The sequence below is a fragment of the Streptomyces sp. Ag109_O5-1 genome, assembly GCF_003814875.1.
Lineage (GTDB): Bacteria > Actinomycetota > Actinomycetes > Streptomycetales > Streptomycetaceae > Streptomyces > Streptomyces sasae.
On the sequence record NZ_RKQF01000001.1, the window covers coordinates 7516792 to 7530255 of the forward strand.

Genomic DNA, 13464 nt, shown 5'->3' on the forward strand with positions numbered 1-13464 from the left:
ACCTTCGTCAACACGGGCGTATCCGTCGACCGTTACCTCCTCGATCTCCAACGTGAGGCCGGTGACTTCCCATGGACGTCTCCTTTCTGGGCGGGCCTCGTCCCCAGCGCGGTGTGGGCGTCGTGGCGCCCTTCGACTTCGCGCTCGACCGCGAGCTGTGGCGCTGGGTGCCGGACGAGGTGTCCCTGCACCTGACCAGGACACCGTTCGTGCCGGTCGAGGTCAGCCTCGACCTGGCCCGGCTGGTCAGCGAGCACGAGACCCTCGGCGAGGCGGTGCGCGCGCTCACGGCCGTGGCACCCGAGGTCGTCGCCTACGCCTGCACCTCCGGCAGTTTCGTCGGCGGCATCGCGGGCGAGCGCGCGATGTGCGAGGCGATGACCCGCTCCGGCGCGGTGCCGTCCCTGACCACGTCCGGGGCGCTGCTCGACGCGCTGACCGAGCTGGGGGTACGACGGCTCGCGCTGGTCACGCCGTACACCGTCTCGGTCACCCGGGTCCTTCAGGAGTACGTGGCGGAGGCGGGCGTACGGGTCGCCGGCTGTGCGTTCATGGGGCTGACCAGGCACATCTGGCAGGTGCCGTACCGGGACGTGGTCGCCATGGCCCGGCAGGCGGTACGGCCCGGGGCCGCCGACGCGCTCTTCATCTCCTGCACCAACCTCGCCACCTACGACGTCATCCCCCAGCTGGAGGCCGAACTGCGCATCCCCGTCCTGTCGGCCAACCAGGTCACGATGTGGGCGGCGCTGCGCAGGATGGGTACCCGAGCGGTGGGCCCTTATCAGGCGCTGATCCGTCATCGGGACGAACCGGCGTCGTCGCGTGACTGGCCCGCACTGCCGGAAGAACAGCAGGAAGGGTGGACATGACAGCGCTCGGACTCCTCTACCCGGGGCACTCCGCCGAGGACGACTATCCCCGTATCGAGCAGCTCCTCGGCAGCGACGTCCGGGTGGACGTCGTCCACACGGACATCGGCGAGGACGCGCACCGGGTGGACGCGCTGCGCGAGATGGGCTCCGCCCAGCGCCTCGCGGCGGGCGTGGCCGAGCTGCGGCTCGCGGGCGCCGACGCGGTGGTGTGGGCCTGCACCAGCGGAAGCTTCGTGTACGGCTGGGAAGGCGCCCAGCAGCAGGTCCGCACCCTCGCACAGGCGGCCGGGCTGCCCGCCTCCTCGACGTCCTTCGCCTTCGTGCACGCGGTGCGGGAGCTGGGGGTACGACGGGTGGCGGTCGGCGCGACCTACCCGGACGACGTGGCCGCGCTCTTCGCCGACTTCCTGCGGGCCGGAGGCCTTGAGGTGACCGGGACGCGGTCGGCGGGGATCGTCACGGCGGCGGAGGTGGGGACGTGGGGCGAGGAGGAGGTGCTGACCCTCGCGCGGGCCGCGGACTCGGGGGAGGCCGAGGCGGTGCTCCTTCCGGACACGGCGCTGCATACGGCGGCGCACCTGTCCCTGCTGGAGAAGGCGCTGTCCAAGCCGGTGCTCACGGCGAACCAGGTGACCGTGTGGGAGGGGCTGAGGCTGGCGGACCGGCGAGTGAACGCGCCGGCGCTGGGCACGCTGTTCACCCGCGAGCCGATCGTGCAGGTCTGACAGGGGTGCCGCACCAGGGGGCTCCGCGGGGGGCTCCGCGGGGGGTCCGCCCCCTGGACCCCCGGGACCTTCGCCCACCCACCACCCGACTCGGCCGTTCTGGAAGCGAGGAACAAGAGGAACAAGAAGCAAGCGGCGCGGAATAAACGGAGACCTCCTCCTGTTATCGCCCCTCAGTACAGTTCACCGCCGCGATCAGGAGGCTCTCACCGTGTCGGCAGACGAGATCCGGGGCATCACGCACGGGACCGCCCCCGTCCCCCTCTCCGTACTGGATCTGGTGACCGTCGGCACCGGCAGTACCGCCACCGACGCCCTGCGCACCAGCGTCGAACTCGCGCGGCTCACCGAGGCACGCGGGTTCCACCGGTACTGGGTCGCCGAGCACCACTCGATGCCAGGTGTGGCCTCCTCCTCACCCGCCGTGATCCTCGCCCACCTCGCCGCCCACACGGAGCGGATCCGGCTGGGCTCGGGCGGCGTGATGCTGCCCAACCACGCGCCGCTCGTCATCGCCGAGCAGTTCGGGACCCTGGAGGCGCTGGCCCCGGGGCGGGTCGACCTGGGGCTCGGGCGGGCGCCCGGGACGGACGGGGCCACGGCGGCCGCGCTCCGCCGTACCCAGACCCTCAACGAGGGCGCCGACGATTTCCCCCAGCAGCTCGTCGAGCTCACCCGGTTCCTCGACGACGACTTCCCGGACGGGCATCCGTACCGCAGGATCCACGCCATCCCCGGGCCGGTCCAGAGCACGACCCCCGGCGGTGTGCAGTCCCCGCACCGGCCGCCGATCTGGCTGCTCGGCTCCTCCGGGTTCAGCGCCCGGCTCGCCGGCATGCTCGGGCTGCCGTTCGCCTTCGCGCACCACTTCTCCGCGCAGAACACCGTCCCCGCGCTCGACCTGTACCGCGAGTCCTTCAGCCCGTCCGCCGTCCTCGACGAGCCCTACGCCCTCATCGGCGTCTCCACCCTCGCGATGGACGACGAACGCGAGGCGCGGCGCCAGGTGCGGGCCGGCGCGCTGAACATGCTGCGGCTGCGCACCGGGCGGCCGGGGCTGTTCCCCGACCCGGACGAGGCCGACAAGCACGAGTTCACCCCGATGGAGGAGGAGTTCGTGCAGTCCTGGACGTCCAACATCGTGCACGGCACCGCCGACGAGGTCCGCGCCGGTCTCGACGACCTGCACAAGCGCACCGGCGCCGACGAGCTGATGCTCACCTCGCACGCCCACCGCGGCGAGCTGCGGCTGCGCTCCTACGGGCTGATCGCCGACGCCTACGGGTTGCCGACCGGGGTGTCCGCGTAGGACTTGGTGTCCAGCAGTTCGGAGATACGGTCCGCCGTCACCGGCCGGGAGTAGAGCCACCCCTGGCCGGTGTCGCAGCCGATGTGACGCAGGCGGGATGCCTGCGCCGAGGTCTCGACGCATTCGGCGGTGACGGTCAGGCCGAGGCGGTGGGCCAGCTGGATCATCGCCTCCACCACCACCTCGTCCGCCGGGTTGGGGCGGTCGCCCGGGTCGTCGTACTGGAAGCCCCGTACGAAGGAGCCGTCCAGCTTCAGGACCGAGACCGGGAGGCGGCTGAGGTAGGCGAGGTTCGAGTAGCCGGTGCCGAAGTCGTCGATGGCGATCCGGACGCCCATGTCGCTGAGGGCCTGGAGGGCCTGCAGCGGGCGGCCCGCCGAGCCCATGACCGCCGACTCGGTCAGCTCCAGCTGGAGCAGGTGCGGGGCCAGCCCGGTCTCGGCGAGGGTCGCGGCGACATCCGTCACCAAGTCCGAGTCCCAGACCTGGCGGACCGCGACGTTGACGCTGACGAAGATCGGCGGCTCGCCGGGGTGGTCCAGCTGCCAGCGGCGGGCCTGGCGGCAGGCGGTGGTCAGGGCCCAGCGGCCCAGCGGGACGATCGAGCCGTCCTCCTCGGCAAGTCCGATGAACCGATTCGGCGTCAGTGTGCCGAACTGCGGATGGTGCCAGCGGACCAGGGCCTCGACACCGCTCAGCCGGCCGTCCTCCATCCCCACCAGCGGCTGGTACTCGAGCACGAACTCGCCGCGTTCGATGGCCGGCCGCAGGGTGGAGGAGAGCGCCTGGCGGGTCATCCGGTGGGCGTTGCGCTCCGGGTCGAAGAGCGTCCAGCGGGACTTGCCGTCGGCCTTCGCCCAGTAGAGCGTCGTGTCGGCGGCCTGCATCAGACCGGTCGCGGTCGTGCCCGCCGCGTGGCGTTCCACCACCCCGATCGACGCCGACACCGACAGCCGCTGCCCGGCCAGGTCGAACGGCGCCTGGAGGGCGGCCAGCGCCGACTCGGCCAGATCGGCCAACTGCTCGGTGCCCGTCGAGTCCTCGACCAGCAGCGCGAACTCGTCGCCGCCGAGCCGGGCCACCAGCGGCGCCCCGGCCCGCGCGAAGCCGGCCTCGTCGCAGACCCGGGTCAGCCGCTCGGCGACGGCGGCCAGCAGCCGGTCGCCGACCCGGTGGCCGAGGGTGTCGTTGACCGCCTTGAAGCCGTCGAGGTCCAGGTAGCACAGGCCGATCCGGCCGGTGCCGCTCTGCTCGTACGACTCCGCCTCCAGCGCGGCCGACAGCCGCTCGAAGAACAACGTCCGGTTGGGCAGCCGGGTTACGGGGTCGTGCATCTGCAAGTGCCGCAGCCGGGCCTGGAGTTCGCGGCGCTCGCTGATGTCGGAGACCGACAGCAGCACACCCGGCCGGTCCTTCGCCAGCGGCGAGATGGTGACCTGGGCCCACACCGAGTGCCCGTCGGGATGCTTCAGCCGCCGGGTGCAGCGCAGCTTGGCGTTCCGGCCGCGCAGTACCTCGCGATAGGCGTGCCAGGTACGGGCGTCGGAGGCCAGGTCCAGCAGATCCGCGGCGACCCGCCCGGGCAGGCCGGCCGGGTCGGCGCCGATCAGGGTGCCGAACGCCTCGTTGGCGGTGGTCACGAGGCCCTCGCGGTCGACGACGGCCATGGGCAGCGCGGCGCCCGTGAAGGCGTGTTCGTATGTCTTCTGGTCGGTTGTCTCGTCGTACGACTTCCGATAGGTCTTGTCACTCACTGTGACGGCGGACCGGTCGAGGTCTGCCGCGGGCGTCGGCCCTTCGGACGTTCCGCTCACCGCTCGCTCCCGCAGTGCACTCGATCTCGGTCCGTGCAGGAAAGTGTGCCGATCATAGAGGCTGGCCCGAGGGCCTTCCAGCCACTGTCCAGTGTCCCCGATGAACGGGCGGTTCTGACAGATCGTTTCTGCCCGCACCTGGACGGGTTCTTGAGCCGCCCGACCACTTGTGACGTTCCGTGAGTTTCTCGGGGTGTCGGCCGTTCGGGTAGCCCATGGGTCACCAGGGGATCCCTCACCCTTCTGGTGCAGATGAACAGGACATATAATGACAAACCCACGCAGGCTGGGTGCGGTGTCCCGCGAACCGCCCCGGAGGTCCTTCCGTGCCGCGTCTCCCGCTGCGCAGCACCGCCGCCGTGTCCACCACGATGGCGGCGCTCGTCACGACGACGATCCTGACCGGACCGTCGGTCGCCGAGCCGTTCTCCACGGCTCCCTGTGCCCTGCACCGCACCGACGCGCACCACTCCGAGGGTCTCGACACCTGGAACGCCGCCTACACCCGTCCGACGCACCCGCTTTCGGCCGTGATGGTGTTCCTCTCCTTCCCCGACGCCACCCCGCGCACCACGCCGGCGGAGCTGGCCGCCGACCACTTCCCGGCCACCAGCCGCTACTACGAGCAGGCCTCCTACGGGAAGTTCACGATCCATCCGCACCCGCTGACGCACTGGCTGCGGATGCCCCGGCCGTCGGTGGCCTACGGCATGCAGCGCGACTGGAGCATGGCCCTGCGGGCCGCCTACCTGCGGGACGCGTTCGCGGCCGCCGATCCGGAGGTCGACTTCTCGCGCTACGACATCGTGTACTTCGTCGCCGACCCCGACGCGCCCGGAGTCGACTCCGACGCCACGAAGGTGGTCAACCTGAGCACCCCGATGCACCTGGACGGCGCGGACGTCCGCCGGGTCGTCACCGTCTTCGAGAAGCATCCGCCGGACCGGCTGGTTCTCGCCCATGAGACCGGTCATCTCTTCGACCTCCCCGACCTCTACCACCGTCCGGAGGACGGGAAGGGCGACTGGGACACGTACGTCGGCGACTGGGATCTGATGGGAAGCCAGTTCGGACTGTCCCCGGATCTGTTCGCCTGGCACAAGTGGAAGCTGGGATGGCTGGATCCGCGCCAGGTGGTGTGCGTACGGGGGGCCGGGCCGACCCGGCTGACCCTGGAGCCGCTGTCGGCCGGGCCCGGGGTGCCGGTGCCGGTGCAGGGCGCCGCGGGCGCCCCGGCCTTCGGGCTCGGCAACGGTACGAAGCTGGCGCTGGTGCGCACCGGTGCGGACACCGTGCTGGCCTTCGAGGCGCGCGGCGCGTCCGGCAACGACAGCACCGCCTGCCGGCAGGGCATCCTGGTCTACCGGGTCCGCGGCGAGGCGGCCTCCGGCGGCGGTCCCATCGAGGTGGTCGACGCCCATCCGCGCACCGAGGCCTGCTGGGAGAACTCGGTCTACCCGCCCCTCGCGGACGCCCCGGTCTCCCTCGGCGAGACCTTCACGGTGCCGGGAGACGGCGTGAAGGTGGAGGTGGAGGGGCGGACGGCGACCGGCGCCTGGAATGTGAAGATCACCCCCGGAGAGCCGGACGACCCGGGAGAGTCGGTTGGGCTGGGCTGAGGCCCTGGAAGCGCAAAAACGGTTGGGCCAAGCTCTCAGGAGCTTGGCCCAACCGTCTACTACTTCGCGTGCGCCGCCAGGGACTCGAACCCCGGACCCGCTGATTAAGAGTCAGCTGCTCTAACCAACTGAGCTAGCGGCGCCTGCTGACGTCGTAGACATTAGCATCCTGATCGGCGGGAGGAAAAATCGATATCCGCACGGTCGAGCGGGCCGCCCGTACCGCCGCCCACAGCAGGATCTCGGGGCCCGGCAGCCACGGGTGCCGGGTGTCCGGGGCGACCAGCCAGCGGGAACCGGCCGGGGCGGGGGCGGACCGGTCGCCGCTCGGCGCCGGCACGGTCACCGCGTCGCCGGTGCCGTGGCACAGCAGCGGCGGCACGCCCTGGCCGCGGCCGCCCCACTCCTCCCAGCCCAGCAGCGAGGGCAGCCGCGCGGCGGTGCCGGGAGCGGTGAACAGGAGCATCCGGCCCTGGAACACCGCGACCGGCCCGGAGCCCGGCCCCTCGCCCCACAACCGGTCCAGCATGCGGCGGCCGAACATCGCCGGGGCGTTCACCACGTCGAAGGCGGTACCGCAGGGCAGGACGACCGGGGCGTCCGGCCGCTCCTCCCAGAACGCGAGCGTGCTCCGCGGATACGTTCCTGCCGAGGCGAGCCAGGCGGCTCCGTCGGCGGTGACCCCGGCGGCGTCGCCGAGGTCACCGAGGCCGCGGAGAGGTGTCTCGTACGGGTTGCTGCTCATGGGGAATTGATACCCCCGGTGAGCATCCGCTCTCTGTGAGTTGCCGGAAAACGGGACAGGGCGGAGCGGAGGGGCGTATCTTGCCCGCCTGGCATATGCCGTCCGCCAGGGCCGGACAGCCGCCCGTGCTAGATCTGCTCGGGTCCCTGCCCTTCCGCACCCCTCAGCAGGTCCCGGCCGAACTCGACCATCTTCTTCGCATAGTCCTCGGTCCACTCGGCCCGCTCGGCGATGTCGGCCGGGGTCAGCCGGTCGAAACGCCGCGGGTCGGCGAGTTGCGCGGCCGCCATGGCCTGGAACTCCACCGCCCGGTCGGTGGCCGCCCGGAACGCCTGGGTCAGCTCGGTCGCGCGCGCCAGCAACGCCCGGGGGTCCTCGATGGACTCCAGGTTGAAGAAGTGCTCCGGGTCGGCGACCGCTTCCACGGGCTCGAAGAGCAGGGGCGCGGGGCGTAGCCGCGGTTCGTTCCGACGCGGCGTGGGCTCCGCCATGTCTGGTCCTCCTCGTACGGTTCTACGGTTCGATGGCCACCGACCATTGTCTCGCGCCCGCGCAAGAGCACCCTGAGGCCGACAGCTGACACAGTGCTCGCCCGGCCGCCGAGGCAGTGCTCAGGGTCGCCAGGTCACCCGGTGTTCGGCCAGATGCGCCAGCACCGCGTGGTTCGCCTCCCAGCCGTCCGGGGCTGTGACCATCGGCCGCCTCCGGCGGCGCGCCGGACTCCGTCCGGCGGATGGGGGCGTGGCAGCCGAGGCCGGTCGGGCGGCCGCCGAGGCAGTGCTCAGGGTCGCCAGGTCACCCGGTGTTCGGCCAGATGCGCCAGCACCGCGTGGTTCGCCTCCCAGCCGTCCGGGGCTGTGACCATCGGCCGCCTCCGGCGGCGCGCCGGACTCCGTCCGGCGGATGGGGGCGTGGCAGCCGAGGCCGGTCGCCCGGCCGCCGAGGCAGTGCTCAGGGTCGCCAGGTCACCCGGTGTTCGGCCAGATGCGCCAGCACCGCGTGGTTCGCCTCCCAGCCGTCCGGGGCTGTGACCATCGGCCGCCTCCGGCGGCGCGCCGGACTCCGTCCGGCGGATGGGGGCGTGGTAGCCGAGGCCGGTCGGGCGGCCGCCGAGGCAGTGCTCAGGGTCGCCAGGTCACCCGGTGTTCGGCCAGATGCGCCAGCACCGCGTGGTTCGCCTCCCAGCCGTCCGGGAACTTCACGAGCGTGCCCAGCTGGACCGGTTCCGTCGACGGGTAGTCGTCCAGGAGGTCGGTCACACCGGCCCGGCAGACCACGATGCAGGCGTGGCGGTGGCGGGAGGCCAGGACGCACAGGCGGCCCGTCTCCAGGTGGAAGGCGGTGGCGTCCGGGCGGCCGGAGAGCGGGTGCAGGACCACCGTGACGTCGTACTCGCGCCCCTGGAGCCGATTCGCCGTGTCGACCGTGACATCGCTCACGCCCAGTTCCGCCAGGGCCGCGCGGACCGCCGCCGCCTGGTCCCGGTGGGCCGTGCCGACCGCGATCCGGTCGGGGGTCAGGGGCGCGGGGTCGGGTGAGCGCTCCGAGGTCGCCGCGCCGCCCCGGTCGAGCAGCCGTCGTACGACCGTCGCCACCGCCCGGACCGCCTCCGGGTCGGTGCGCGGGGTGTGCCGGGCGGGCAGCTCCAGCAGGCCCCAGCCGGACTCCGCCGCCTCGTCGATGACCTGGTCGGGTCCCGAGCCGTCGGAGGGGACGGCGAAGGCGAGACTCCGGTCGCCGTGGCCGGTGCCGCTGCGGAACGGGGTGTACGGGTAGAACGCGCCGGAGACGAGCGGGGCCGCGGAGGCCGGCAGGCGCCAGGAGACCGGGAGGCGGTGCTGGGGGAGGCCCGGGTTGTGGGCCAGGAGCGTGGAGACGGCGGAGGCCGAGGGGTCGTACGACAGGCCCGCCCACTGCTCGCTGCCCACGATCGCGAACGGGTCCAGCTGGCCGGGGTCGCCCACGAACAGCGCCCGCTCGAACAGACCGGCCACGGCCAGCAGCGAGTCCGAGCGCATCTGGTACGCCTCGTCGACGATCGCGTGCCGCCAGGGCTCGTCCACCTGGACGTGCGCCCACTTCGCGGCGGTGGACAGCACGACCGACGCCTCTCCGAGATCGGCCGCCTTCGACGACTTGCGGACGTTCGGCAGGTCGTCCAGCGCCTTGTCGTACGGGTCGGCGTCACTGCTGTGCAGCCGGCCGACGGGGAGCTCGGGGTTCTTCTCGGCGAGCCGCAGGACCAGGTCGTCGACCTGTGCGTTCGTCTGCGCGACCACCATCAGCGGGCGGCCCGCGTCGGCGAGTTCGAGCGCCGCGCGGACCACGAGCGTGGACTTGCCGGCACCCGGCGGGGAGTCGACGACCACGCCACGGTCGGTGCCGTGCAGGGTGTCGTGGAGGATCGCGGCGGTGGCCTGCGCGGCGGCCGTGCCGGGGTCGAAATGGGCTTCCTGGGCGCGATCGGTCACAACTTGTGCCATTCGGGTGACAGTTGGTAACGTTGCTGTGTGCTGAGCGAGAACCAAGCCAGCGCAACAATTCCGATTTCTGGGGCAAACCGGGCTGGTTCCAACCCGGCTGGTGCTGATCGTGGAAGACTCGGTTGTTCGCTGAACGATCGAGCGGCGTGAGCCAGGAATCCCTCTCGTCCGCGAGGGGGAGGGTTCAAAGCAGGTCCTCCTCGGTCATGAGGTCGGCGTTTTCGGGCACGGTGGCCGCCTCGCCCGGCGGCCCGCCGTGTGTCCACGGGGTCGCCTCCGGGTCGGGCAGCTTCGCCCCGCCGCGCTGCTCGTGTTCGAACAGGGTGAAGGTGAGCCGGTCGCCCTTCTCCGGGACCGATCCGGGCTCCGGTTCCTTGCCCCGGCCCATCTTGTCCAGCACCCGCAGGACGACGACCCCCTCGGCCTCGTACCCGGCGAACTCCATGGACTGCGGCTTGCCGCCCAGTGAGCGGTAGGCCTTGGCTCGCTCGCCCAGCTGCGGCCGGTCCTCCGTGCGCACCGTCACCAACGGGCGCGGGCTCGGCCGCTTCCCCTCGCTGTACGCCATGACGACATCGAGGACCTCGCCCGCGAACGCCTCCCCGGTCAGCCGCCGCCCCGCCATCACCAGCGGGTCGTCGAGCGCCTCCTGGGCGTCGAGGCGGGCCTGTTCGCGTTCGCGCGTGGCCAGCTTGTTCGCGGCGGTGACCGCGTCGTCGCGGCGCGGCTGCGGCGGCTCGCCGGCCACGACCCGGTCCCGGTGGCCGGTGAACGACCAGCGGTCGCGGGTCCACCGCTCCTCGGCCCGGGCACCCTCCGGCAGCCGGTGCAGCAGGTCGAGGCCGCGCCAGACCGCGTCCCAGGTGGGCCGGGTCCGGCTCTCGACGAGGTCGCGGATCTCCCGCTCGGCGGCGGTGAGGATCGCCAGCCGGTCGTCGGCCTGGAGGCCGTCCTCGGCGGCGGCCAGGGCGGTGCGGGTCCGGTCGTAGCGCTCGAAGGCGGGGGCCAGCAGCTTGTTGTCGAACGCCGGGTCGGTGGCGGGCCCGGCCGGCGGCCACACCAACTGGCCGTCGGAGTCCCGCGCGAGCTCGGCCGTGCGCGCGGCCGCCGCGCCCGTGCTGCCCTCCGGAGGGTCTATCCAGGCGAGCAGCGCGCCCAGGTGCTGGTCCTCGATGCCGGACTGGCCGGTCGCCCAGTGCCGGGACAGCAGGTCCGTCATGGCGAGCAGCAGGGAGGAGCCGGGCACCCGGGCGCGCTCGCCGAAGTGGGTGAGCCAGCGGCCGAGCAACGGCACCCGGGGCGGTGCCGGGTAGGGCGCCTCGGGGTCCTGCTCGGCCGTGCGCCGGAACCGCATCGAGCGGCCCAGCAGCCGTACGTACTCGATGCCCGCGCGGCCCGGCACGATCAGCTGGGGGGCGTCCGCGCACAGTTCGACCTCGACCTTGACCCGCTTGCCGGTCTCCGGGTCGGTCTCGGTGCGCTCGGCGGCCTCGACGTCGTCGGCGAAGGAGTCCAGGTACGGCAGGACGACGTCGGCGAGTTCGGCGAGGAAGGCGAACCGCAGGTCGCGGTCGCGCGGCTGGGGTACGACGAGCAGGCGCGGCGCGTCCCGGTCGGTGCCGACCAGCGCGCCGAGCGGGGCACCGGCCTCACCGGCGGTGGTGAGCGGCACGAGGACGAGCGGGCGCTCGGACAGATGCCGGTGGCGGACGGTCGCGGCGGGCTGTGCGGTGCCCGTGCTCACGGCTTCGAGACGGGCGAGGGTGGTGATCAGGGACACGCGGCCCCCTGAAGTGCCTCCGCCCGCAGGGCCGCCGCCCTTCTCAGGGCCGCTACCGCCGGGTCGTCGGGGTCGCCGCTCTCGCCGCGCGCCGCCGACAGGACGTCCTCGACCGTGGTCAGTCCGCCCAGCTCGGCGCGGACCGCGCGGCCGAGCGCGGTGACCTCGTCGGCCGCCTGGGAGCGCTGCCGGCAGTGGAAGGCCAGCTCGCAGGTGGACAGGCACTCGGGCGCGTAGGTCGCAGGGACGGCCTCCACGGCCGCCGTGAGCTGTTCGGCCGGCAGGTCCGGGGCGAAGCAGGTGCCCTCGGGGAGGGTGTCGGCGATGTCCTGGATGCGGGTGAGCCGGTCCAGCTGACGGGCGGTGACCGCGCGCTGCTTGCGGACGTCCACCGCGGAGGCGGTGGGCAGGTTGGAGAAGTCCTTGGGGCAGACCAGCAGCACGTCGTGGCGCACCCGCGGGGCCGGGTCGAGCCGGACCGCGACCTTCTCCAGGGCCAGCACATACACGGCCGCCTGCCGCGCGGCGGCGCCCACCTTCGCCGGGTCCGCCGAACCGTCCACCATCGGGAAGGACTTGATCTCCACGACCGTCCAGCTGCCGTCGGGGTGCACGACCACCGCGTCCGGCTCCAGGAACGCGGGGGAGCCGGCCACGTCCAGGGCCAGCATCGGGTGGTCGAACAGCGACCAGCCACCCGCTTCGACGGCCTCGCGCAGTGCGAGCGCCGTACGGGCCGTGCGCCCCTCCGGGCCGGTCGCGGACAGGTCGGGCACGGCGGCCCGCTCGGCCGGCTCGGCGCCCGGATCGAGGTGCCTGCGCACCAGCCGCAGCAACTCGGCCCCGCCGTCCGCCTTCACCTTCGCCTCGAAGGCGTTGCCCCGGGTCAGCGCGAACTGCGACTGGCCGAAGGCCGCCGGCGAGCCGAGGGCGCTCGCCAGCGCGGTCTTGTCCACCCCGGCCCCGTCCAGGATCGCCCGCCTGCGGCACCCCGGGTTCGCGGCGAGCGCCGCGAGGGCGCGCGCGTCGAGGGCCTTGGCGGGGACGTCGGGGCCGCGCAGCTCAGCGAGCTGTTGCCGGAGCGCCGTCCCCCGCGTCTGACGGGGAGGCGTCCGGTTCGGCTCCGGAGGCGAGCCGGGACTCGCGCTGCGATGGAATTCGCTCACCCGCCGAAGTCTGGCATCCGCCACTGACAACGGGGGAATCTGCGCCCTGCGAGCGCGCTGCGACGGGGGAGGCGCCCGGGACGATCCGGACCCGGATCGCGTCCGCGACCCGCATCACGTACGGCGCGAGCAGGAGCCCGGCGCCCATCACGGCGACGCCCGCGACCGCGTCCAGGAAGTAGTGGTTGGCGGTGCCCATCACGACGATCGCGGTCAGCAGCGGGTACGCCACGCCGAGCACCTTGGTCAGCCGGGAGTTGCCGTACCGCCACAGCATCACCCCGCACCAAAGCGCCCAGCCGCAGTGCAGGCTCGGCATCGCCGCGTACTGGTTGGTCATGCCGCCCATCCCGCGCGGGGCGCTGGCCTCGCCGCCCCACCAGCCGTACGAGCTGTACTGGGCCATGGTGTCGACGAAGCCGTACTTCGCCTCCAGCAGCCGGGGCGGGCAGGTGGGCAGCAGGGTGAAGCCGATCAGACCGATGAACGTGGACGTCATCAGCCAGGTGCGGGCCTGCCGGTAGATCTCGGAGCGCTTGCGGAACAGCCAGACCAGGATCACCGGCGTGACGATGTAGTGCAGCGAGGCGTACCAGAAGTCGGCGGGTATGCCGAGCCAGGCCTCGCGGGTGAAGAGGCGGTTGAGCGGGTGCTCGGCGTTGAGGCGCAGGGTCTTCTCGACGCGCAGGATCGCCAGACCGTGGTCGACGGCGCCGGAGGTGTCTGTGCGCGCGAGCAGGCGGCCGGCCAGGTAGCAGCCGTACACCAGCAGGATCAGCGGCAGCTCGGTCCACCAGCGCAGTCGGGTGCCCGAAGTCACCTCGGTGCCTGGTTTCTCGGTCTGCGGCATCCGACTGCCTCCCCCTTCTCGTCCCTTGTCTGTGCCGCCCCCGGCGGGCCGACCGTGACACTTTACGGTGTACGCGTGCCCGCCCATGCGGGGTGCTC

Annotated in this window: 10 protein-coding genes, 1 tRNA gene and 1 pseudogene; 4 read left to right on the plus strand and 8 right to left on the minus strand. The window is 72.6% G+C overall.

What is annotated here, in order from left to right; genetic code table 11:
- Positions 1-71: 71 nt before the first annotated feature.
- The 3 genes from EDD90_RS34140 (at position 72) to EDD90_RS34150 (ending at position 2909) form a co-directional block, all read left to right on the plus strand.
- Complete coding sequence (locus EDD90_RS34140; protein ID WP_123976730.1) at positions 72-872, plus strand: aspartate/glutamate racemase family protein; 801 nt, start codon at positions 72-74, stop codon at positions 870-872.
- On the plus strand, positions 869-1600 hold the full coding sequence (locus EDD90_RS34145; RefSeq protein WP_123976731.1) for an aspartate/glutamate racemase family protein: 732 nt from the start codon (positions 869-871) through the stop codon (positions 1598-1600). The genes EDD90_RS34140 and EDD90_RS34145 overlap by 4 nt, the downstream gene beginning before the upstream one ends.
- 211 nt (positions 1601-1811) lie before the next feature.
- Positions 1812-2909, plus strand: a complete 1098-nt coding sequence (locus tag EDD90_RS34150) for an LLM class flavin-dependent oxidoreductase (RefSeq protein WP_123976732.1) — start codon at positions 1812-1814, stop codon at positions 2907-2909.
- Here EDD90_RS34150 and EDD90_RS34155 read toward each other — a convergent pair.
- Complete coding sequence (locus EDD90_RS34155; protein ID WP_123976733.1) at positions 2879-4723, minus strand: bifunctional diguanylate cyclase/phosphodiesterase; 1845 nt, start codon at positions 4721-4723, stop codon at positions 2879-2881. The genes EDD90_RS34150 and EDD90_RS34155 overlap by 31 nt on opposite strands.
- A 371-nt stretch (positions 4724-5094) precedes the next feature.
- On the opposite strand from EDD90_RS34155, the gene EDD90_RS34160 reads away from it, so the two are divergent.
- Complete coding sequence (locus tag EDD90_RS34160) at positions 5095-6342, plus strand: M6 family metalloprotease domain-containing protein (RefSeq protein ID WP_123981947.1); 1248 nt, start codon at positions 5095-5097, stop codon at positions 6340-6342.
- A gap of 69 nt (positions 6343-6411) precedes the next feature.
- Here the strand turns inward: EDD90_RS34160 and EDD90_RS34165 are convergent.
- The 7 genes and pseudogenes from EDD90_RS34165 to EDD90_RS34195 all read right to left on the minus strand — a co-directional run bounded on the left by EDD90_RS34165 (position 6412) and on the right by EDD90_RS34195 (position 13366).
- Positions 6412-6485: transfer RNA gene (locus EDD90_RS34165), tRNA-Lys, on the minus strand.
- Positions 6476-7174: pseudogene (locus tag EDD90_RS34170) on the minus strand (bifunctional DNA primase/polymerase); the annotation flags it as partial. The pseudogene EDD90_RS34170 and the gene EDD90_RS34165, both read right to left, overlap by 10 nt.
- Before the next feature lie 41 nt (positions 7175-7215).
- Entirely contained in the window at positions 7216-7578 is a 363-nt protein-coding gene (locus tag EDD90_RS34175; RefSeq protein ID WP_123976735.1) for a hypothetical protein, read from the minus strand.
- Positions 7579-8208: 630 nt separating this feature from the next.
- A complete protein-coding gene (locus EDD90_RS34180; protein ID WP_185149318.1) occupies positions 8209-9570 on the minus strand; it encodes an AAA family ATPase in 1362 nt (453 codons plus the stop codon).
- 184 nt (positions 9571-9754) lie between these two features.
- Positions 9755-11350, minus strand: coding sequence for a hypothetical protein (locus EDD90_RS34185; RefSeq protein ID WP_123976736.1), 1596 nt, complete (start codon positions 11348-11350; stop codon positions 9755-9757).
- Positions 11341-12516: a hypothetical protein gene (locus EDD90_RS34190; protein ID WP_260328289.1), complete on the minus strand. Its 1176-nt coding sequence runs from the start codon at positions 12514-12516 to the stop codon at positions 11341-11343. Before EDD90_RS34190 ends, EDD90_RS34185 begins: the two co-directional genes overlap by 10 nt.
- Complete coding sequence (locus tag EDD90_RS34195) at positions 12413-13366, minus strand: phosphatase PAP2 family protein (protein WP_123976737.1); 954 nt, start codon at positions 13364-13366, stop codon at positions 12413-12415. The genes EDD90_RS34190 and EDD90_RS34195 overlap by 104 nt, the downstream gene beginning before the upstream one ends.
- Positions 13367-13464 lie beyond the last annotated feature (98 nt).